The organism is Caulobacter sp. GW456-12-1-14-TSB4 (assembly GCF_059424195.1).
This window is the reverse complement of record NZ_JBWKZF010000012.1, coordinates 13,532-32,607: the sequence shown is the minus strand read 5'-3', so window position 1 is coordinate 32,607 and position 19,076 is coordinate 13,532. Positions and strand designations below refer to the sequence as shown.

17 protein-coding genes and 2 pseudogenes are annotated in these 19,076 nt (G+C 67.3%); 10 read left to right on the top strand and 9 right to left on the bottom strand.

Features of this window, described 5'->3' with window-relative positions; translation table 11 throughout:
• Positions 1-31 precede the first annotated feature (31 nt).
• Both rplS and trmD read right to left on the bottom strand, forming a co-directional pair.
• Entirely contained in the window at positions 32-427 is a 396-nt protein-coding gene (gene rplS, locus AC07YH_RS13210) for a 50S ribosomal protein L19 (protein ID WP_494747444.1), read from the bottom strand.
• A 3-nt stretch (positions 428-430) separates the two neighbouring features.
• The gene (gene trmD, locus AC07YH_RS13205) at positions 431-1,168 is read right to left on the bottom strand and encodes a tRNA (guanosine(37)-N1)-methyltransferase TrmD (RefSeq protein WP_494747443.1); all 738 of its coding nucleotides are present in this window, start codon (positions 1,166-1,168) and stop codon (positions 431-433) included.
• Positions 1,169-1,299: 131 nt separating this feature from the next.
• Between trmD and AC07YH_RS13200 the strand changes: the two genes are divergently transcribed.
• The gene (locus tag AC07YH_RS13200) at positions 1,300-2,904 is read left to right on the top strand and encodes a ubiquitin-activating E1 FCCH domain-containing protein (RefSeq protein ID WP_494747442.1); all 1,605 of its coding nucleotides are present in this window, start codon (positions 1,300-1,302) and stop codon (positions 2,902-2,904) included.
• 79 nt (positions 2,905-2,983) lie between these two features.
• Here AC07YH_RS13200 and AC07YH_RS13195 read toward each other — a convergent pair whose 3' ends face one another.
• Positions 2,984-3,919 carry an isopenicillin N synthase family dioxygenase gene (locus tag AC07YH_RS13195; protein WP_494747441.1) on the bottom strand — a complete coding sequence of 312 codons (936 nt, stop codon included), beginning with the start codon at positions 3,917-3,919 and terminating at the stop codon, positions 2,984-2,986.
• A gap of 155 nt (positions 3,920-4,074) precedes the next feature.
• Here AC07YH_RS13195 and AC07YH_RS13190 point away from each other — a divergent pair, with 155 nt between their 5' ends.
• From AC07YH_RS13190 to AC07YH_RS13180, 3 genes are all read left to right on the top strand, one after another.
• Complete coding sequence (locus AC07YH_RS13190) at positions 4,075-4,746, top strand: YiaD family glycine zipper/OmpA-like lipoprotein (protein WP_494747440.1); 672 nt, start codon at positions 4,075-4,077, stop codon at positions 4,744-4,746.
• A gap of 112 nt (positions 4,747-4,858) precedes the next feature.
• Positions 4,859-5,911 (top strand): ceramide hydroxylase CerH, encoded by a 1,053-nt coding sequence (gene cerH, locus AC07YH_RS13185; RefSeq protein WP_494747439.1) that lies wholly within the window; start codon positions 4,859-4,861, stop codon positions 5,909-5,911.
• A 53-nt stretch (positions 5,912-5,964) separates the two neighbouring features.
• Positions 5,965-6,972, top strand: coding sequence for a sterol desaturase family protein (locus AC07YH_RS13180; RefSeq protein ID WP_494747438.1), 1,008 nt, complete (start codon positions 5,965-5,967; stop codon positions 6,970-6,972).
• Between the two features lie 137 nt (positions 6,973-7,109).
• On the opposite strand, the gene AC07YH_RS13175 is transcribed toward AC07YH_RS13180, so the two are convergent.
• From AC07YH_RS13175 to AC07YH_RS13165, 3 genes and pseudogenes are all read right to left on the bottom strand, one after another.
• A complete protein-coding gene (locus tag AC07YH_RS13175; RefSeq protein WP_494747437.1) occupies positions 7,110-9,014 on the bottom strand; it encodes a monovalent cation:proton antiporter-2 (CPA2) family protein in 1,905 nt (634 codons plus the stop codon).
• Between the two features lie 5 nt (positions 9,015-9,019).
• Complete coding sequence (kefF, locus tag AC07YH_RS13170) at positions 9,020-9,613, bottom strand: glutathione-regulated potassium-efflux system oxidoreductase KefF (protein ID WP_494747436.1); 594 nt, start codon at positions 9,611-9,613, stop codon at positions 9,020-9,022.
• A pseudogene (locus AC07YH_RS13165) lies at positions 9,613-9,818 on the bottom strand (hypothetical protein). The gene kefF and the pseudogene AC07YH_RS13165 overlap by 1 nt, the downstream one beginning before the upstream one ends.
• Here AC07YH_RS13165 and AC07YH_RS13160 point away from each other — a divergent pair.
• The gene (locus AC07YH_RS13160) at positions 9,721-10,431 is read left to right on the top strand and encodes a CoA transferase subunit A (RefSeq protein ID WP_494747435.1); all 711 of its coding nucleotides are present in this window, start codon (positions 9,721-9,723) and stop codon (positions 10,429-10,431) included. The pseudogene AC07YH_RS13165 and the gene AC07YH_RS13160 sit on opposite strands and share 98 nt — an antisense overlap.
• Positions 10,431-11,072 carry a 3-oxoacid CoA-transferase subunit B gene (locus tag AC07YH_RS13155; protein ID WP_494747434.1) on the top strand — a complete coding sequence of 214 codons (642 nt, stop codon included), beginning with the start codon at positions 10,431-10,433 and terminating at the stop codon, positions 11,070-11,072. The genes AC07YH_RS13160 and AC07YH_RS13155 overlap by 1 nt, the downstream gene beginning before the upstream one ends.
• Positions 11,073-11,076: 4 nt before the next feature.
• On the opposite strand, the pseudogene AC07YH_RS13150 reads toward AC07YH_RS13155, so the two are convergent.
• The 3 genes and pseudogenes from AC07YH_RS13150 to AC07YH_RS13140 all read right to left on the bottom strand — a co-directional run.
• A pseudogene (locus tag AC07YH_RS13150) lies at positions 11,077-11,193 on the bottom strand (hypothetical protein); the annotation flags it as partial.
• A 4-nt stretch (positions 11,194-11,197) separates the two neighbouring features.
• Entirely contained in the window at positions 11,198-12,187 is a 990-nt protein-coding gene (locus AC07YH_RS13145; RefSeq protein WP_494747433.1) for a DJ-1/PfpI family protein, read from the bottom strand.
• A gap of 77 nt (positions 12,188-12,264) precedes the next feature.
• Complete coding sequence (locus AC07YH_RS13140) at positions 12,265-13,836, bottom strand: ArnT family glycosyltransferase (protein WP_494747432.1); 1,572 nt, start codon at positions 13,834-13,836, stop codon at positions 12,265-12,267.
• Positions 13,837-14,022: 186 nt separating this feature from the next.
• Here AC07YH_RS13140 and AC07YH_RS13135 point away from each other — a divergent pair, with 186 nt between their 5' ends.
• From AC07YH_RS13135 to AC07YH_RS13120, 4 genes are all read left to right on the top strand, one after another.
• Positions 14,023-16,482, top strand: coding sequence for a TonB-dependent receptor (locus AC07YH_RS13135; protein ID WP_494747431.1), 2,460 nt, complete (start codon positions 14,023-14,025; stop codon positions 16,480-16,482).
• 177 nt (positions 16,483-16,659) lie between these two features.
• Positions 16,660-17,661 carry an agmatine deiminase family protein gene (locus tag AC07YH_RS13130; RefSeq protein WP_494747430.1) on the top strand — a complete coding sequence of 334 codons (1,002 nt, stop codon included), beginning with the start codon at positions 16,660-16,662 and terminating at the stop codon, positions 17,659-17,661.
• Positions 17,661-18,539: an N-carbamoylputrescine amidase gene (gene aguB / locus AC07YH_RS13125; RefSeq protein ID WP_494747429.1), complete on the top strand. Its 879-nt coding sequence runs from the start codon at positions 17,661-17,663 to the stop codon at positions 18,537-18,539. Before AC07YH_RS13130 ends, aguB begins: the two co-directional genes overlap by 1 nt.
• Positions 18,536-19,063, top strand: coding sequence for a GNAT family N-acetyltransferase (locus tag AC07YH_RS13120; protein WP_494747428.1), 528 nt, complete (start codon positions 18,536-18,538; stop codon positions 19,061-19,063). The genes aguB and AC07YH_RS13120 overlap by 4 nt, the downstream gene beginning before the upstream one ends.
• The last annotated feature ends 13 nt before the right edge of the window (positions 19,064-19,076 follow it).

Genomic DNA, 19,076 nt, shown 5'->3' with positions numbered 1-19,076 from the left:
GGGGCCTCGTTCATGTCGGTGGACCGGAAGCTTAGGCTTCGGTCGAGGCCGAAGCCTTCGGGCCGCCCGAACGCTCGGCGATACGGGCCGACTTACCGCGACGGTCGCGCAGATAGTACAGCTTGGCGCGACGGACGACGCCGCGACGCTTGACTTCGATGCTTTCGATGCTCGGCGAGAGCAGCGGGAACAGACGTTCCACGCCTTCGCCGAACGAGATCTTGCGGACCGTGAAGCTCTCGTGGACGCCCGTGCCGGCGCGGGCGATGCAGACGCCTTCGTAGGCCTGAACGCGCTCGCGCTCGCCTTCCTTGATCTTCACGTTGACGCGCAGGGTGTCGCCGGGACGGAAGTCCGGGATCGCGCGGACGGCCAGCAGACGGGCCGCTTCTTCTTGCTCGAGTTGAGCGACGATGTTGATCGCCATGGTCTAGTCTCCTTTGGGCTTACCCGTTTTCGGGTCGCCTTTTGCCTGTTGATTGGCGAGATGCGCTTCCCAGAGATCTGGACGCCGCTCGCGGGTCGTTTCTTCACGCATGGTCTTGCGCCATTGGTCGATCCGCTTGTGATCGCCCGACAGCAGCACCTCGGGGATATCCAGTCCTTCGAACGTCCGCGGTCGCGTGTACTGCGGATGCTCCAGGAGGCCGTCCTCGAAGCTTTCTTCCAGCGTGCTCTCGATGTTCCCCAGAACACCCGGGGCAAGTCGAACGCACGCCTCGATCACGACCATCGCCGCCGTTTCTCCTCCTGCGAGGACAGCGTCTCCGACCGAGATCTCCTCGAACCCCCGGGCGTCGAGCACCCGTTGATCCACCCCCTCGAAGCGGCCGCACAGCACCACGATACCGGGCGCCTTGGACCACTCCCTTACGCGCGCCTGGGTCAGGGGCCTGCCCCGGGCGCTCATGTACAAAAGCGGCCGCCCATTCAGCTCCACACTGTCCAGCGCAGAGGCGATGACGTCCGCTTTGAGCACGGCTCCCGCGCCGCCACCCGCGGGGGTGTCGTCGAGGAAGCCGCGCTTATCCTTGGAAAAGGCCCGAATGTCCAGCGTTTCCAGACGCCACAGGTCTTGCTCGGTCCAGGCGGTTCCGATCATCGAAACGCCGAGCGGGCCTGGAAAGGCCTCGGGGAACATGGTCAGGACGGTGGCGGTGAACGGCATGGGCGCTCTTTAGCCGCACCCGCGTCCAGAGTCGAAGGGGTGTCGAGGGGCGCGTTCACCAACGGCGTTTTCGGCTTATTCACCCTCATGAGCGAAGGTCACGGCGAGAAATCACGCCCGGAACCCGATCTATGTCGACGCAGAGCCGCTTCCTCCGACGCCTGACCGAAGGCTTCACCGCCTTCTGCGGTCGTCTGCGGCGCGACGAGCGCGGCGCCATCGCCGTGCAGTTCGCCCTGCTGGCCTTGCCGCTGGCGGTGCTGGTGTTCGGCCTCGTGGACATCAGCCGCGTCAGCCTGCAGCGCCGGCAGATGCAGGACGCCCTGGACGCGGCCACCCTGATCGCCGCCCGCTCGACCGCGACCACCAACGCCGACCTGGACGCCATCGGCGACCCGGCCTTCGTCGCCGAGATCGCCGGTCTGAACCTGGGCCTGACCGGCGCCAACTCGACCTTCTCGGCCGGGGCCGACAACCACATCCTGGGCACGGCGACGGGCACCCTGTCGCCGATCATCGCCAACCTGTGGACCAAGAACAACATCACCATCACGGCGACGTCCGACGTGGTGCGCGCGTCCAAGAACCTGGAAGTCGCGATCGTGCTGGACATCACCGGCTCGATGGCGGGCACGCGCCTGTCCGACCTGAAGACCGGCGCCTCGGACCTGATCGACATCGTCGTCAAGGACGTGCAATCGCCCTTCTATTCGAAGGTGGCGATCGTGCCCTATTCGGTCGGGGTCAATGTCGGCACGTACGCCGACGCCATCCGTGGGCCGATCAACGCCTATCCCGTCACCGGGGTCAGCAAGGCCAACAACGCGGTCGTCACCTCGAACGGCCACGGCCTGATCAATGGCGACAAGGTCACGTTCAGCGGCGTCAACGGCATGACCATGCTGAACGGCAATACCTACACGGTCAGCAACGTCGCCACGAACACCTTCACGATCAACGCCAACACGTCGAGCACCAACAGCTACTCGTCGGGCGGCACGGCCACCTGCGACACCAGCACCAATCCCGGCTGCAAGAACTTCACCTTCACCAGCGCCGCCGGCAGCAGCCAGACGCTGGGCATCAGCAACTGCGTCAGCGAGCGGGTCGGGACCAACATCTATACCGACGCCGCGCCCAGCACGACCTATGTCGGCCGCAACTACGACGCCGACAACAACCCGTGCCCCACCGCCACGATCACGCCGCTGTCCAGCGACCGCACCGCCCTGAAGGCCACGATCAACGGCCTGGCCGCCGGCGGCTCGACGGCGGGTCAGATCGGCTTCGCCTGGGGCTGGTACATGATCGCGCCGAACTTCGGCTATCTGTGGCCCACCGCCGCCCAGCGTCCGGCCGCCTACAAGGCCAAGGACCTGATGAAGGTCGTGGTGCTGATGACCGACGGTGACTTCAACACGCCCTATTGCAAGGGCGTCATCGCCAAGGACGCCGACTCCGGCAGCGGCAACTCCACCGACCACATCAACTGCAACGCCAGCAATGGCGACCCCTTCGTGCAGACGAAGGCCATGTGCGACGAGATGAAGAAGTCGACCTACGGCCTCACCATCTACACGGTGGGCTTCACGGTCACGAGCAGCGACGCCAAGGACATGCTGAAGTACTGCGCGACCGATAGCGAGAAGGTCTATTTCCCGGCGACGGGTTCGGACCTCAAGTCCTCGTTCAAGTCGATCGCCCAGGGGATTTCCAACCTGCGGATCGCGAAGTAGCGATCAGGCCAGAGCCCAACGAAAAAGCCCCGCCGACCGATCGGCGGGGCTTTGTCTTGTCGGGGATCTAGCGTGGCGCTTAGGCCAGCTTGATCTCGCGCAGGCGCTGCTGGAGGAACTCATCCGCCGTGATCGACTCCGGATAGCGGTCCGGGTTCTCAGGCGTGACGCAGTTGGGCAGCGTCTTGATCTCGTAGTCCGACGCGAAGTGCAGGAAGAACGGCGTCGAGTAGCGCGGGATGTGGCGGCGCTCGGGCGGCGGGTTCTGCACGCGGTGGATGGTCGAGGGCAGGACGTGGTTGGTCAGGCGCTCCAGCATGTCGCCGATATTGATGACGATGCAGCCCGGGGGCGGGTTGATCGGCAGCCAGTCGCCATTGCGGTCCTGCAGCTCCAGCCCGCCTTCCTCGGCGCCCATCAAGAGGGTGATGGTGTTGATGTCGCCGTGGGCGCCGGCGCGCACGCCGGTGACGTCCAGCGGGACCGGCGGATAGTGCAGGAGGCGAAGCACGCTGTTGCCGTTCTCGACGGTCGGCTTGAAGAAGTCGCGGTCCAGCTTCAGGTAGGTGGCGATCGCCTCCAGCACCTTGCCGCCCATGGTGTCGAGCGCGTTGTAGAACCAGCTGACGTCGTGCTTGAAGGCCGGGATCTCGGCCGGCCAGACATTGTCGGCCATGGTGGCGCGGAAGCGGTGGCCGGGCGGCAGGTCGCGGCCCATGTGCCAGAATTCCTTCAGGTCGTGGTGCGTGGCGCCCTTGGCGGTCTCGACCCCGAACGGGATGTAGCCGCGCGCGCCGCCCTTGACCCCGGCATATTGCTTCTTGGTCTCTTCGGGCAGGGCGAAGAAGGCCTTGGTGTCGGCGATGGCCGCGTCGATGCGGTCCTGCGGGATGTCGTACTCCGACAGCACGGCGAAGCCGTAGCGCTCGAACGACGCGCCCAGCTCCTGGGCGAAGCGCGGGAAGTCCTTGCTGTAGAGGGTGAACGAGATCGGTTCGATGGCGGAGGTCGACACGTCTTGGAGCCTTGAGATGAGTAAGTTCTTTATTACTACACTGCGGGCCGGGCGAAACGAAGGCCGTTCATCCTGCCGTCAGGTGCGATGTTGGAACTTGACCATAAGAAGGGCGTTTGCCCGTTTGACGTTGATCTACAGCAAAGGGGCGTAGGATGCGCAAGATTGCTTTGATGGCCGTGCTGATGGGCGCCACCGCCCTGGTCGCCTGCACCACCACCGATCCCTATACGGGCATGCCGGTGCGCAACAACACCGGGACCGGCGCGCTGGCCGGGGCCGCCGGCGGCGCGCTGCTGGGCTATCTGACCAACACCAACAAGGGCGAGCAGGGCCGCAAGAACGCGCTGATCGGCGCGGGCATCGGCGCCTTGGCCGGCGGCGCGGTCGGCAACTACATGGACCGCCAGCAGGCCGACCTGCGTCGCAGCCTGGAGACCTCGGGCGTCATGATCCGCCGCAACGGCGACCAGATCGTGCTGGTCATGCCCAGCGACGTGACCTTCGCCGTCGACAAGTCCGACGTGCAGCCGCAGTTCACCCGCGTGCTGGACGACGTGGCCCGCACGCTGAACGCCTATCCGCAGACCACGATCGACGTGGTCGGCCACGCCGACTCGAGCGGCGGCGCCGACTACAACCAGGGCCTCTCGGAGCGCCGCGCCAGCGCGGTGGCCGACTACCTGACCCGCCAGGGCCGGGTGATGACCGACCGCGTCTTCGTGGCCGGCATGGGCTCGCGCCAGCCGATCGCCGACAACGCCACGGCCGCGGGCCGCGCCCAGAACCGCCGGGTCGAGATCATCCTGCGGCCGCTGACGCAGTAAGCGCTTAAGGGCGTGGAATTGTCGCGCCTTTGATCCAAACGGTTGCTTTTCCCTCGCGCCGTCGCCAATTCGTCATGCCTGTTGCAGGTTACGGGCGGGGCGCGAGGTCGAAGTGAACAAGATGGCGAGCCAAGGCGTCAGTCTGACCAAGCAGGCCTATGGCCTGGTCGACGACCTGATGACGCCGAACGCGGCGATCTACTGGATCGACACGATCGTCTCGGTCGTCCTGATGTGGGGCGGCCTGTACGTCGCCGCGACTACCGGGAACTTGGCGATCGGCCTGACCGCCGGTCTGGTCAGCGTGCTGGCCCTCTATCGCGCCCTGTCGTTCATCCACGAGCTGACCCACATCCGCGACGACGAGGCCCCGGGCTATCGCACCGGCTGGAACATCCTGGTCGGCATCCCGCTGATGACTCCGTCGCTGATGTACGAGGGCGTGCACAACATCCACCACATCAAGGACCGCTTCGGCACGGCGCTGGATCCGGAATACCTGCCGCTGTCGCGCTTCACGCCGCTGGGCCTGGCCGGCTTCCTGTTCGTGGCGCTGCTGGCGCCGCTGGGGGTGATCCTGCGCTCGGTGGTGCTGATCCCGCTGTCGTTCGTGGTCCCGCCGCTGCGCAAGTACCTGAAGACCAAGCTGTCGGCCCTGATCATCAATCCCGACTTCGTGCGCGAGGACCTCAATCGCTGGCGCACCGCCTGGGTGCTGCAGGACATCGGCTGCTGGCTGTGGTCGTGGGCGGTGATCGCCGCCACGATCGCCGGCGTGCTGCCGCTGCGCGCCCTGCTGACGGGCCTGGCCATCTTCGCCGTCGCGACCTTCGTCAACCAGGCCCGCACCCTGGTCGCCCACCTCTGGGACAACGAGGGCGACAAGATGACCCTGGACGAGCAGTTCCTGGACTCGGTCAACGTGCCGCCGCCGAACCTGGCCTCGGAGCTGTGGGCCCCGGTCGGCCTGCGCTACCACGCCCTGCACCACCTGCTGCCGCGCCTGCCCTACCACAACCTGGGCAAGGCCCATGCGCGCTTGGCCGAGGCCCTGGGCCCGGACTCGCCGTATCACCACGCGTCCGAGAAGGGCCTGTTCGAGGCCTTGGCCGATCTCTTCAAGCGGGTCGGCGAGAAGAACGCCGCCAAGCAGCCGGCGCATTAAGCGGCGGTTGAGGCCTCTCAGCTAAGAAGGGCGCCTGTTCCACGGGGCCCTTCATGCCGGCTGATCTGGCGTCTCTGATCGATCTGTCCGGAGCCGGCGCGCGGCTGGCCGAGCCGGTGCTGAAGCTGCTGCTGCCGCTGGGCTCGACCTTCTCGATCCTGTCGCTGAGCTGCGCCCTGCTGATCGCCGCCGTCCACCTGGTGCTGAGCCGCCGGGCGCGAGGCCGCAAGACCTCGCCGCGCCTGCTGCTGCGGGCGATGTTCCCGCGCAAGCTCTGGCTGTCGAAATCGACCCGCGCGGACCTCGTCTTCTTCGCCCTCAACGCCTGGGTCACCGGCCTGATGATCGGCGCGGCCCTGCTGACCAGCGGCGTCGTGGCCAAGGCCGTCGGCGGCTGGCTGGGCGAGACGCTCGGCGCTGGGCCGCTCCCGCATGCGCCGTGGCCGCTCGTGGCGGTGGTCGGCACCGTGCTGGGCTTCCTGGCCTACGAGCTGGGCTACTGGTTCGACCACTGGCTCAGCCACAAGGTCCCGTTCCTGTGGGCCTTCCACAAGACCCATCACACGGCCGAGGTGCTGACGCCGCTGACCAACTTCCGGGTCCATCCGATGGAGACCCTGAAGTTCGCCAACATCCTGGCCCTGGCCACCGGCTCGGTCGGCGGCCTGCTGGCCTGGGCCTTTGGCCCCGCCTGGCATCCGCCGTTGGTGCTGGGCCAGAACGCGCTCTTCATGCTGTTCGTCCTGACGGTGCTGCACCTGCAGCACTCGCACGCCTGGATCACCTTCGGGCCGTGGGGGCGCTGGCTGATGAGCCCGGCCCACCATCAGATCCATCACTCGGCCGACCCCGCCCACTTCGGCAAGAACCTGGGCAGCGTGCTGTCCGTCTGGGACCGCCTGTTCGGCACGCTGCACATGCCGGGCGAGCGGCCCCGGGGCCTGGCCTTCGGCGCGGTCGCCACCGACCCGCACAGCCTGACCGGCGGCCTGGCGATCCCGTTCGTCGAGGCGTTCACGGGCGAGCGGGCTCCCGACCCCGTGGCCATTCCGGCGGAGTAGGGGCTGAAACCTCGCCCTTCGACAGGCTCAGGGTGAGGTTTTACTACGGCCTCGGCATTGATCCTCATCCTGAGCTTGTCCCACGGGTCCGACGAAGTCGGCCCGCGGATAAACTCCGAACGAGGATCACGCGCGGCCTACTCCGCCCCCTCCTGCTCGGCCCGCTCGCGCAGTTCCTCGTCCAGGCTGGCCGTGTCCCAGGCGCCGCCGGCGTCGCCGGGGCGCATGCGGTGGAGGTCGGCGTTGAGCAGGCGATCCATGGTCTGGGCCGCGTCGCGCGAGGCCAGGATATAGGCCTCCTCCTGACCCCACATCGGCCGCAGCTCCTCGAACATCCGCCGGTCGTGGCGGCGGAAGAACGCGGCGGCGCGGTGAGCGCGGTGGGCGCGGAAACCCAGCTTCTGCAAAGCCGAGGTCCCGAGCGCCAGCGCGGACTCGAAGGTCTCGCGCTCGACCGCGTCGGCGCCATTGGCCAGCAGGTCGTAGGCGTGGCGGCGATCCCAGGCCCGGGCCAGGATGGTCAGGTTCGGGAAGGCTTTGCGGGCGGTCTCGACCAGCTCGACGGTCTTCTCGCGGTCGTCCACGGCGACGATCAGCATCCGGGCCCGCTCGGCGCCGGCGGCGCGCAGCAAATCGAGGCGCGTGGCGTCGCCATAATGCACCCGGCGGCCAAAGCGCTGCAGCAGCTCGATCTGCTCGATGTCGCTGTCCAGAACGGTCGACTTGAAGCCGTTGGCCTGCAGCAGGCGGCCGGTGATCTGACCGAAACGCCCGAAGCCGGCGATGATGATGTCCGGCTCGCCCTCGTCGAAGTCGCCGGTGTCGGGGACGACGTCGGGAATGGCCGCGTCCATCAGGGCCGCGACGCGCTCGTAGAGGATCATGGCCACCGGCGTCAGGGCCATGGAGACGGCGATGGCGGCGGTCAGCAGGGCCGCCAGCTGGGCGCCGATCACGCCCGCCCCGACGGTGAAGCTGAGCAGCACGAAGGCGAACTCACCGCCTTGCGCGAGAGCCGTGGCCACCGCCATGGCCCCGCGCTTGGGGGCGCCGAACAGGCGGGCGATGCCGTACATGACCAGGAACTTCAAGCTCATCAGGCCGATGACCAGACCCGCCAGCACCAGCGGCTGGCGCGCCACCAGCGGCAGGTCGACGCCCGCCCCGACGGTCATGAAGAACAGGCCCAGCAACAGGCCCCGGAAGGGCTCGATGTCGGTCTCCAGCTCGCGCCGGAACTCGCTTTCGGCCAGCACCACACCGGCCAGGAAGGCCCCGAGGGCGGGCGACAGGCCTACGATCTGCATCAGGCTGGCCACGGCCACGACGATCAGCAGGGCCGAGGCGGTGAAGATCTCGCGCAGGCGGGCCCGGGCGATGAAGCGGAACAGCGGCTTGACCAGATAGCGGCCGCCGCCGATCACCCCGGCCACGGCGGCGAACACCGACAGGGTCTGGGCCCAGATCGGCAGGTGGGCGACGAGACTCCCGCCGCCATGGCCGCCGGCGTCGGCGGCGTGCTCGGGCGCGCCGGTGGCCAGCAAGGGCAGCAGGGCGAACATCGGGATCACCGCCAGGTCCTGCAGCAGCAGCACCCCGAAGGCGGCGCGGCCGACAGGACCTTGTCTCAAGCCCTTCTCGTCCAGGGTCTGGAGCACGATGGCGGTGGAGGACATGGCCAGCACCAGGCCGACGGCCAGGGCCGTCTGCCAGGGCAGGCCCAAGGCGAGAGAGGCCGCCGCGATGGCCAGGGCCGTGCCCAGCACCTGCGCGCCCCCTAAGCCGAAGATCGCCTTGCGCATGTCCCACAGCATCGAGGGCTGCACCTCGAGGCCGATCAGGAACAGCAGGATGACGACGCCGAACTCGGCGAACTTCATGACGTCGGCCTGGGCGCCGATCAGGCCCAGGGCGAACGGGCCGACGATGACGCCGGCGATCAGGTAGCCCAGCACCGAGCCGAGCCCCAGCCGCTTGGCGATCGGCACCGAGACGACGGCCGCGCCCAGATAGACCAGGGTCTGGGTGAGGAAGTTCTCCATGCGGTCTACGCCTCCACGCTCTTGGGCAGCAGCGAGGCCACGCGCGCCTTGTAGCGCTCAGCCTCGGCCTTCAGGGCCGCGTCGTCTTTCACCGAAGCGCCATGCACGACGAACGGCGTCTCCCATTCCATGCCGCACAGATGGGCGGTCTGCTCCAGCGGGCGCAGGAACTCGTCCATGCTGAACCGGTTGTAGCCGTGCATGTGATAGGCCTTGGCGCTGGCCCCGGTCGAGCAGGCCACGAACAGCTTCTTGCCCTTCAGCGCCACGCCGTCCTCGCCATAGGCGAAGCCGTGCAGCCAGACGATGTCCAGCCACTCCTTCATCAGGGCGGGGGTCGAGTACCAATAGAGCGGGAACTGCAGGGCGATGACGTCGTGGGCCACCAGGGCCGCCTGCTCGGTCTCGATGTCGACCACGAAGTCCGGATAGGTCTCGTACAGGTCCTTGAAGGTGACGCCCGACAGGCCCTTGGCCGCCTTGGCCAGGGCGCGATTGGCGCGAGACCGTTCAAGCGCCGGGTGGGCCAGCACAAGCAACACGCCAGGGGCGCTCCTTGGGGTGGCGGGCGTCACGGAGCCGGTGCTAGCGTCGGTCATCAAACGACCCTTCGGTAAAATAATTCATCAAGGGTTGAATTTCTTCGCGGCTCGGGCGACACGGTTCGCCAAACACCGGACTACCATCACCGGGACAGGGAGACACCATGGTCGACAAGGTGAAGAAGGACGCCGTCGAGGCCCTCGCCGGGCTGTTGTTCGACGGCATGACCATCATGGCGGGCGGCTTTGGCCTCTGCGGCATTCCGGAGAACCTGATCGCGGCGATCCGCGAGGCGGGGACAAAGGACCTCACGGTCATCTCCAACAATTGCGGCGTCGACGGCTTCGGCCTGGGGATCCTGCTGGAGAACCGTCAGATCAAGAAGATGGTCTCGTCCTATGTGGGTGAGAACAAGCTGTTCGAACAGCTCTACCTCAGCGGCGAGCTGGAATTGGAGTTCAATCCGCAGGGCACGCTGGCTGAACGCATCCGTGCGGGCGGGGCGGGCATCCCGGCCTTCTTCACGCGCACCGGCTACGGCACGCTGGTGGCCGAGGGCAAGGAAACCCGCGAGTTCGACGGCGAGATGTACGTGATGGAGCGCGGCCTGACCGCCGACCTCGCCATCGTCAAGGCCTGGAAGGGCGACGCCGAGGGCAACCTGATCTACCGGAAGACCGCCCGGAACTTCAATCCGATGATGGCCACGGCCGGCAAGAAGACCGTGGTCGAGATCGAGCAGCTGGTCGAGATCGGCGAACTGGACAAGGACGCCATCCACACGCCCGGCATCTATGTCGACAACATCGTCAAGGGCGCGAAGTTCGAGAAGCGCATCGAGCGCGTCACCACCCGTGCAAAGGAACAAGCGTAATGGCCTGGACCCGCGATGAGATGGCGGCCCGCGCCGCCAAGGAGCTGCAGGACGGCTTCTACGTGAACCTGGGCATCGGCATCCCGACCCTGGTGGCCAACTACATCCCCGAGGGGATGTCCGTGACGCTGCAGAGCGAGAACGGCATGCTGGGCATGGGCCCCTTCCCCTATGAGGGCGAAGAGGACGCCGACCTGATCAACGCCGGCAAGCAGACGATCACCGAGCTGGAGTCCAGCTCGTACTTCTCGTCGGCCGACAGCTTCGCGATGATCCGCGGCGGCCACATCGCCCTGTCGATCCTGGGCGGCATGCAGGTGTCCGAGACCGGGGACCTGGCCAACTGGATGGTGCCCGGCAAGATGGTCAAGGGCATGGGCGGGGCCATGGACCTGGTCGCCGGCGTCAAGCGCGTGGTGGTGGTCATGGACCACTGCGAGAAGTCCGGCGCGCCGAAGCTGCTGAAGGCCTGCTCGCTGCCGCTGACCGGCGCGGGCGTGGTGGACCTGCTGATCACCGAACTGGGCGTCTTCGAGATCAACCGCGGCAAGTCGCCGGTGACGCTGATCGAGCTGGCCCCGGGCGTGACCGTGGACGAAGTGAAGGCCAAGACCGAGGCGGCGTTCGAGGTCGCGGTCTAACACCCCACAACTTGTCATCCCGGAAAGCCCGTAGGGCTTGTCCGGGACCCAGGGGCCGGCGCATCGCGGTTGCCCCTGGGTCCCGGCTCTCCGCTTCGCTGCGGCCGGGATGACAAGCCATTTTGCTATTTCGCCAGCCAGTACGGATGCTCCAGCGTCAGCGCGACGTAGCGAGCGATAGGCTTCCCGTAAGCGCCGGCGATCTCTCCCAGCACCACAGTCGGATCGCCCGCGTCCGCCTCCACCGTCCGCCCCGCACGCGGAGCCTTCGCCGGCGCGATCACCGCCAGCCCGTGCTTGGACACCGCGTCCCGGCTGGCGAAGGCCTCCGAGCGGTTGGTCCGTGACCACGCGTCCAGCGCCGTGGCGAAGGCCAGCTCGTCGAAGCCGTCCGCGATCCGCACCGCGACCTTCTCGCCGCGCCAGGCGTTGGCCCAGCCCGCCAGGCCGGTCATGGCCGCATCCGTCCCGACCCGGAACGCCGCGCCGTCGTGGGCCTGGATGGGCAGGGGGACCTTCAGCCGCGCCGCCGTCGCCTTCATCACCTCGTCGCCTGCGAGGTCGCGCAGCAGCGCTAGGCTGGCCGGGATCGAAGCCGTAACCCCGGCGGTGGTCGTCACGCCGCCATCGACGATCCAGCGGCGGTCCTTGCGCCAGCGGACCTGGGGATAGGCCTTGGCCAGGCGGTTCATCTCGTACCAGTGGGTCGTCGCCTCGCGGCCGTCCAGCAGGCCGGCATGGGCCAGGGTCTCGGCCCCGGCGCAGATCGAGACGATGCGCACGCCGGCCTTGGCCTGCTCGCGCAGCCAGGCGTCACGGGCCGGATCGACGGCCGGCATCATGAACGGCACGACGATGACGTCCGGCCGCTGACTCAAGCTGGCATAAGTCGTCTGCGGACGGATCCAGGCCTGGCCCGGCATCAGCCGCACGGGCGTCAGGCTTGGCGCGATCACCCGCACCTCCACCGATCCGGACTCGGCCAGCACCGCATAGGGCGCGATCAGGTCGGTGGCCTCGGTCCCGCGAGGCTCGGCCAGGATCACGACCAGGGGCTTGGCCAGGGCCGGCGCGGCCGTCAGCAGGGCCAGCAGGAAGACGAACAGACGCAGCATGGAGAACCTCCCGAAACACGCGGGAAGTCTCGACGACGGCGGCGCTTACGAAAGGACGGTGATCCCTCGAAACCTGCCTACTTCTTCTTCGGCGCCGGCGGCAGGCCCGTCACCGGATCGCGCGGCAGCGGCGCGAAGCCCTGGGCGATGAACAGGTCGATGCGGCGCGAGCGCTTCTTGTCGAGGCGCACGCGGGCGATCTGCATGTCGGAGGTGGTCTTGAAGTCCTGCTCGATCTCGGGGCGATAGCCGCCTTCCAGGCTGACGATCAGGGCGCGGCGGCCGTAGTCGGCGTCCATCGGCGTCTCGGTCTCGGCCTGGTTCTGCGGATGGGCCTCGTGCACCCACATGCGCAGCGGCGGCGCGCCCGGCTGGCCGAAATAGTCGCGGCCGTAATAGGCAGCGGCGTTGTAGACGAAGCGGTCGTCCATCGCGACGGCGCTCAAGGGGCCGCGCAGGGCCTGCTCCTCGCGCGAGCGCTCGATGATCGCCTGGACGGTCTGGTCCCAGCCGCGCACGCGCTTGAAGCCGTTCGACAGGCCCACCGCGTCGGCGGCCTTGGGGTTGACCATGCAGACCACGAAGAAGACGGCGAACAGGGCCTCGAACCCCAGGCCCGCGATCAGCCAGCGGCGGGCGTTCCAGCGCAGCAGCCAGCCGGCCGCCAGCACCGATCCCGAGACGAAGGCCGCCCCGGCCCAGTTGGCGTTGGCGCGCGAGACGAAGGCCTCGCCGGCCACGATGATCAGCGGCGGGGCGCAGAAGCACAGCAGCAGGAGGTCCGGCGACTGCAGCTTCTTCTTCACGCCGAGCCAGATCGCGCCCCCCAGCAGCACCGCGAACGGCACGGGGCCGAACACGCCGAACTGCGAGGCCACGAACTCGATCAGCTCACGGAGATTGAATAGCTGGTGCGAACCCCAGTTGGCGTTCGAGGCCGTGTGCTTGACCGTCGCGAACTGGTGGGCGGCGTTCCAGGCCAGGTTCGGGGCCAGGGTCAGGACGAAGGCGGTCACGAACAGCACGGCGGCGGCGATGCACCAGCGCTCGCGCGCCGGCTTGGAGATGGCGTAGTGGATGACGATGCTGCCCAGGGCGTAGACGGCCGCGTATTTCGACAGGAAGGCCAGGCCCAGGGCCACGCCCATGCCGGCGGCGACGAAATAGCGGCGGGGCGCGGTCTCCTCGGCCAGGGCGACATAGGCCCAGATGGTCAGCGACAGGAAGAAGAGGAGAGGGGCGTCGGTGGCCATCAGGCCTGACGACAGCACGACGCCCGGCATCAGGCTGTAGATCGCCGCCGCGACCAGCCCCGCCCAGCCGCCGTAGAGCTTGCGGGCGATGCGGTGGACGACCAGGGCGGTGGCCCCGTGCAGGAGTGGGGCGGATAGTCGCACCCAGGCCTCGGCGTCGCCGCCGATATGGGTCGTGGCCCAGATCAGCCAGGCGATCATCGGCGGCTTGGAGAAGTAGCCGAAGGCCAGCTCGCGGGACCACAGCCAGTACTGGGCTTCGTCCGGGTACAGCTCAAGCGGCGTTGCGAACAGGGCGACGAGCCGCACCAGCGTCAGCACGGCGACCCCGATCAGGGTCAGCCGCCAGGCGCGGGCCTGGATCGAAAATTCCGAAGATTCGTGTGCGGTTGCCATGACGCCTAATTAGCCAAGTAAGAAAAATCTGACCATTTCTTCCGCGTTATCCGCCGTTTATGACAGTTTGGGGGAAGGCGTGGCCTTTCCGTCACCAAACCTTCTAAAACTTTCGCTAAACGGCCCCAACGACGCTCATACATGCCGGTCACGGCGGGCGTGTCGAATAATGAGGGGATCTTCAAGATGAACATGAGAAATTTCGCCCTGGCGACGACCGCGCTGGTCGCCGTCATGGTCTCGGCCGGTTCGGCCATGGCCCAATCGACGGGTACGGAAGCTAACGAAGTCGAAAACGTCGTCGTCCGCGCCGCCGGTCAACGCGCCGTCGCCGGTCAGATCGTCGAGACGCTGCCGAAGTCGCGCGCCTCGGTGGACGCCGCCTTCCTGGCCTCGCAGTCGACCGGTCAGAACGTTTTCCAATCGCTGAACCTGCTGCCGGGCGTCAGCTTCACCAACAACGACCCGTACGGCTCGTCGGGCGGCAACCTGCGCCTGCGCGGCTTCGATGGTAACCGCGTTTCGGTCACCTTCGACGGCGTTCCGCTGAACGACACCGGCAACTACGCCGTGTACCCCAACCAACAACTGGACGCCGAGCTGATCAGCCGCGCCAGCGTCAACCTGGGCACGACCGACGTCGACAGCCCGACCGCGTCGGCCACCGGCGGCACGATCAACTACGTGACCCGCAAGCCGGGCAACGAGTTCGGCGGCATCGCCGACGCCTCGATCGGCGAGAACAACTATCGTCGCGCCTTCCTGATGCTGGACTCGGGTCGCTTCGGTCCCTGGGGCACCAAGGCCTTCGTGGCCGGCTCCTGGCAGAAGTACGACAAGTGGAAGGGCAAGGGCACGCTTGAGAAGAAGCAGTTCAACGCCCGCATCATGCAGGACATCGGCGACCGTGGCGATTTCATCAGCCTCGCCGCGAACTACAACGAGAACCGCAACAACAACATCCGTTCGCTGACGCTGGCCGACTTCCGTACGTTCGGCAAGAACTACGACTTCGACGACGTCTGTAACCCGGCGGCCGTCAGCGGCGTCGTCGTTCCCGGCAACTGCACCAACTTCTACGGCCGTCAGGTCAACCCGTCGAACACCGGCAGCGTCCGCGGCTCGGCCCTGTTCCACCTGACCGACAACGTGCGTCTGACCGTCGACCCGTCGTTCCAGTACACGCTGGCCGACGGTGGCGGTCAGCTGGGCACCATCAGCGAAACCGACGGCCGCGTTCGTGGCACCAGCGCCACGGGCAAGGACCTGAACGGCAACGGCGTCATCGGTGACACCGTCGCGTTCTTCGCGCCGAGCGTGACCAACACCCGCCGTTACACCGTCACCAGCTCGCTGATCTGGGATCTGAACGACGATCACCGTATCCGCGTCGCCTACACCGGCGACTACGGCCGTCACCGCCAGACCGGCGAGTTCACGACCCTGAACGCCGATGGCACGACGACCAACGTGTTCGGCGGCAAGGACGGCCACGGCGCCAAGGTCATCACCTCGGACGGCAGCTTCCTGCGCAACCGCGACCGCTTCTCGATCGCCCAGCTGAACCAGGCCGCCGCCGAATACCGCGGCAAGTTCATGGACAGCCGCCTGATCGTGAACATCGGCGTCCGCGCGCCCTTCTTCAAGCGCGAGCTGAACCAGTACTGCTATACCCTGAACGCCTCGACGCTGGCCGGCGTGGTTTCGGGCTTCAACGTGAGCTGCACCACCCAGGCTCCGGTCGTGACCAACGCCGACGGCAGCGTCCAGTTCGTCGCCGGCACCGCCGCGAACCTGAAGTACATCAAGCCGTACAGCTCGACCCTGAAGTACGACAAGGTCCTGCCGAACGCGGGTGTGAGCTTCGATCTGGGCTCGGGCAGCACGGTCTATGCCAGCTACGCCGAGGGCTTCTCGTCGCCGCGTACTGACAACCTCTATACCGCCACCCTCGTGAACGGCGTCGGCCGCCCGGCTGACACCCGTCCGGAAACGACGAAGACCTACGACCTGGGCTATCGCTACTCGGCCCCGACCCTGATGGCCACGGCCGCTCTGTGGAAGACCGACTACGCCAACCGCATCGTGCAATCGTACGATCCGGACCTGGGCATCAGCATCGACCGCAACGTCGGCGCGGTGAAGGCCTATGGCTTCGACTCGCAAGCTGCCTGGCAGCCGGAAGAGTACATCACGTTCACGGCCTCGTTCTCGTACAACAAGAGCGAGATCCAGCAGGACCTGCTGAACGGCGCCGCCGCCGGCAACGTGATCCCGCTGAAGGGCAAGCAGATCGTCGAAACTCCGAAGTACACCTTCGGCGGTCGCGTCGATTGGGACATCACCGACGCTCTGAGCGTTGGCGTCCAAGGCAAGTACACCGGCCAGCGCTTCTCGACCGACGTGAACGACGAAGTGGCTCCGCGCTACACCGTGTGGGATCTGTCGGTGAAGTATGACCTGCCGTTCGCCAAGCACACCTACGCTCAGCTGAACGTGAACAACCTGTTCAACGAGACCTACTTCGGTTCGATCAGCTCGCGCACCAACGCGCTGCCGATCACCGGCGTGACGGGCACGGGCGCTCCGACCTACTTCATCGGCGCGCCGCGCACGATGCAGTTCACCCTGCGCACCGAGTTCTAAGAACCCGGCTCCACGCAACGACTAAGGACGAGGGCGGCCCGGCTTCCGGGCCGCCCTTTTTCTTTGTCACGTGGATTTGCTAGTGAAGGGCCGCTTGACCCCGGCCCCTTGACCTAGACGCATTGGGGGGCCATCTGCGCCCCCTTCGTTTTTCTCCCCTTCACTGGGTTCCCTGAAATGACCGTCACCGTTCCCGCCGAGTGGGCTCCGCACCGCGCCATGTGGGTAGGCTTCCCCAGCCACGCCGACCTCTGGCAGGAGGACCTGGAGCAGGCGCAGCAGGAAGTCGCCGATCTGGCCCGCGCCCTGGCCGGTCCGGGCGGCGAGCGCGTGCGCCTGATGGTGGTCGGCGACGAGGCCGAGGCCGCCGCCCGCGCCCTGCTGGGCGACACGACCGTGGAGATCGTCCGCGGCCAGTTCGGCGACATCTGGCTGCGCGACACCGGTCCGATCTTCGTCGACCGCAACGGCGCGGCCAGCGCGGCCGGCTTCCAGTTCAACGGTTGGGGCGGCAAGTACAGCCTGGAGGGCGACGATATCGTCGCCGAGCAGATCGCCGCCGCCTCGGGCGCGCCGCTGGTCCGCAATCCCTTCATCCTCGAGGGCGGCGCCCTGGATCACGACGGCAACGGCACGATCCTGACGACGCGCCAGTGCCTGCTGAACGAGAACCGCAACCCCGGCTGGGACGAGGCCTCGGCCACGTCCGCGCTCGCCGACGCCCTGGGCGCCCGGAAGGTGCTGTGGCTGGGCGATGGTTTGCTGAACGACCACACCGACGGCCACGTCGACAACCTGGCCCGCTTCGTCGCGCCGGGCGTGGTGGCCTGCCCGATGGCCTTCGGCGCCGACGATCCCAACGCCGAGGTCTATGCCGAGACCGCCCGCCTGCTGGCCAGCATGACCGACAGCCGCGGCAGCCCGCTGCAGGTCGCCCGCATCCCCTCGCCGGGCAAGATCCTGGACGAGGACGGCGAGCCGATCCCCGCCTCGCACATGAACTTCCTGATCGCCAACGAGGCGGTCATCGTGCCGATCTACGCCGAGGAGTCGGGCGCCTTCGCCGTCGAGGTGATCAAGGGCCTGTTCCCCGAGCGTCAGGTCATCGGCTTGGCCTCCACCGCCATCCTGACCGGCGGCGGTTCGTTCCACTGCATCAGCCAGCAGGAGCCCGTCTAATGGCGCGCACCCTCAGCGTCGCCGCGATCCAGACCTCGTACGGCATGGATCTGCAGGCCAACATCAAGAAGACCGAAGCCTTCATCCGTGAAGCGGCGTCCAAGGGCGCGCAGGTCATCCTGCCGTCGGAGCTGTTCCAGGGCCCGTACTTCTGCGTGGCTCAGGAAGAGCGGTGGTTCGCCGAGGCCCATCCGTGGCGCGAACACCCGGTGGTCAAGGCCATCGCGCCGCTGGCCGGCGAGCTGGGCGTGGTGATCCCGATCTCGATCTACGAGCGCGAGGGCCCGCACTATTTCAACAGCCTGGTCATGGCCGACGCCGACGGCTCGCTGCTGGGCGTCTACCGCAAGAGCCATATCCCGGACGGTCCGGGCTATATGGAGAAGTACTATTTCCGGCCCGGCGACACCGGCTTCAAGGTCTGGGACACGCGCTTCGGCCGTCTGGGCGTCGGCATCTGCTGGGACCAGTGGTACCCGGAGGCCGCCCGCGCCATGGCGCTGATGGGCGCCGAGGCCCTGTTCTACCCGACCGCCATCGGCAGCGAGCCGCATGACCCCAGCCTGGACACCGCCCTGCCGTGGCGGCGCGCCATGCAAGGTCACGCGGTCAGCAACGTCATCCCGGTGATCGGCGCCAACCGCATCGGCTTCGAGCCGTGGGACGGCTATCCGAACGGCGGCCAGACCTTCTACGGCTCGTCGTTCATCGCCGACCACCGTGGCGATCTGGTCAGCGAGCTGGGCCGGGCCGACGAGGGCCTGGTCAACGCGACCTTCGACCTGGATTTCCTGACGACGCACCGCGCCGCCTGGGGCTTCTTCCGCGATCGCCGGCCGGAGTTCTACACGTCGCTGGCCACCGGCCGCCCCGCGTGATCAGCACCGACCGCCTGGTCCTGCGCCCGGCGGTCGATACCGACCGCGACGCCATCGCCACCCTGAACGGCGATGCGCGGGTCGGCGCCTGGCTGGGCGGCATGCGCAGCCGCGCTGAGAGCGACGCCTTCGTCGACCGGGTCCAGGCGCATGAGGCTCAGCATGGCTTCGGCTTCTGGGTCGTCGAGCGCCAGGCCGATACGCGCCTGGTCGGCATGACCGGCGTCTGGTGGGTTCCTCCCGAGATGGGCATGGCCCCGGTCGTCGAGATCGGCTGGCGTTTCCATCCCGAGGCCTGGGGCCAGGGCTACGCCACCGAGGCCGCGCGCGCCGCGCTGGCCTATGGTTTCACGACGTTGAAGCTGCCTGAGATCATCGCCTTCACGGCCCGCACGAACCTGGCGTCGCAGAGCGTCATGCGGCGGATCGGGATGGAGCATGATCCGGCGCGGGACTTCGATCATCCGGGGCTGGCCGAGGATCATCCGCTGCGGGCGCATGTGGTGTTCGTGGCCAAGGCCTAACGCCCAAAAAGCT

Coding starts and splice junctions, on each gene's coding strand:
- AC07YH_RS13145 (WP_494747433.1), bottom strand. CDS start 12,187: ATGCTGCGTCTGTTCGTCTTCCTGCTGGCCCTGCTGACGGCCGCGCCG.
- aguB (WP_494747429.1), top strand. CDS start 17,661: ATGGCGCGCACCCTCAGCGTCGCCGCGATCCAGACCTCGTACGGCATG.
- AC07YH_RS13135 (WP_494747431.1), top strand. CDS start 14,023: ATGAACATGAGAAATTTCGCCCTGGCGACGACCGCGCTGGTCGCCGTC.
- AC07YH_RS13155 (WP_494747434.1), top strand. CDS start 10,431: ATGGCCTGGACCCGCGATGAGATGGCGGCCCGCGCCGCCAAGGAGCTG.
- AC07YH_RS13140 (WP_494747432.1), bottom strand. CDS start 13,836: ATGGCAACCGCACACGAATCTTCGGAATTTTCGATCCAGGCCCGCGCC.
- kefF (WP_494747436.1), bottom strand. CDS start 9,613: ATGACCGACGCTAGCACCGGCTCCGTGACGCCCGCCACCCCAAGGAGC.
- AC07YH_RS13160 (WP_494747435.1), top strand. CDS start 9,721: ATGGTCGACAAGGTGAAGAAGGACGCCGTCGAGGCCCTCGCCGGGCTG.
- AC07YH_RS13175 (WP_494747437.1), bottom strand. CDS start 9,014: ATGGAGAACTTCCTCACCCAGACCCTGGTCTATCTGGGCGCGGCCGTC.
- rplS (WP_494747444.1), bottom strand. CDS start 427: ATGGCGATCAACATCGTCGCTCAACTCGAGCAAGAAGAAGCGGCCCGT.
- AC07YH_RS13180 (WP_494747438.1), top strand. CDS start 5,965: ATGCCGGCTGATCTGGCGTCTCTGATCGATCTGTCCGGAGCCGGCGCG.
- trmD (WP_494747443.1), bottom strand. CDS start 1,168: ATGCCGTTCACCGCCACCGTCCTGACCATGTTCCCCGAGGCCTTTCCA.
- AC07YH_RS13130 (WP_494747430.1), top strand. CDS start 16,660: ATGACCGTCACCGTTCCCGCCGAGTGGGCTCCGCACCGCGCCATGTGG.
- AC07YH_RS13190 (WP_494747440.1), top strand. CDS start 4,075: ATGCGCAAGATTGCTTTGATGGCCGTGCTGATGGGCGCCACCGCCCTG.
- AC07YH_RS13200 (WP_494747442.1), top strand. CDS start 1,300: ATGTCGACGCAGAGCCGCTTCCTCCGACGCCTGACCGAAGGCTTCACC.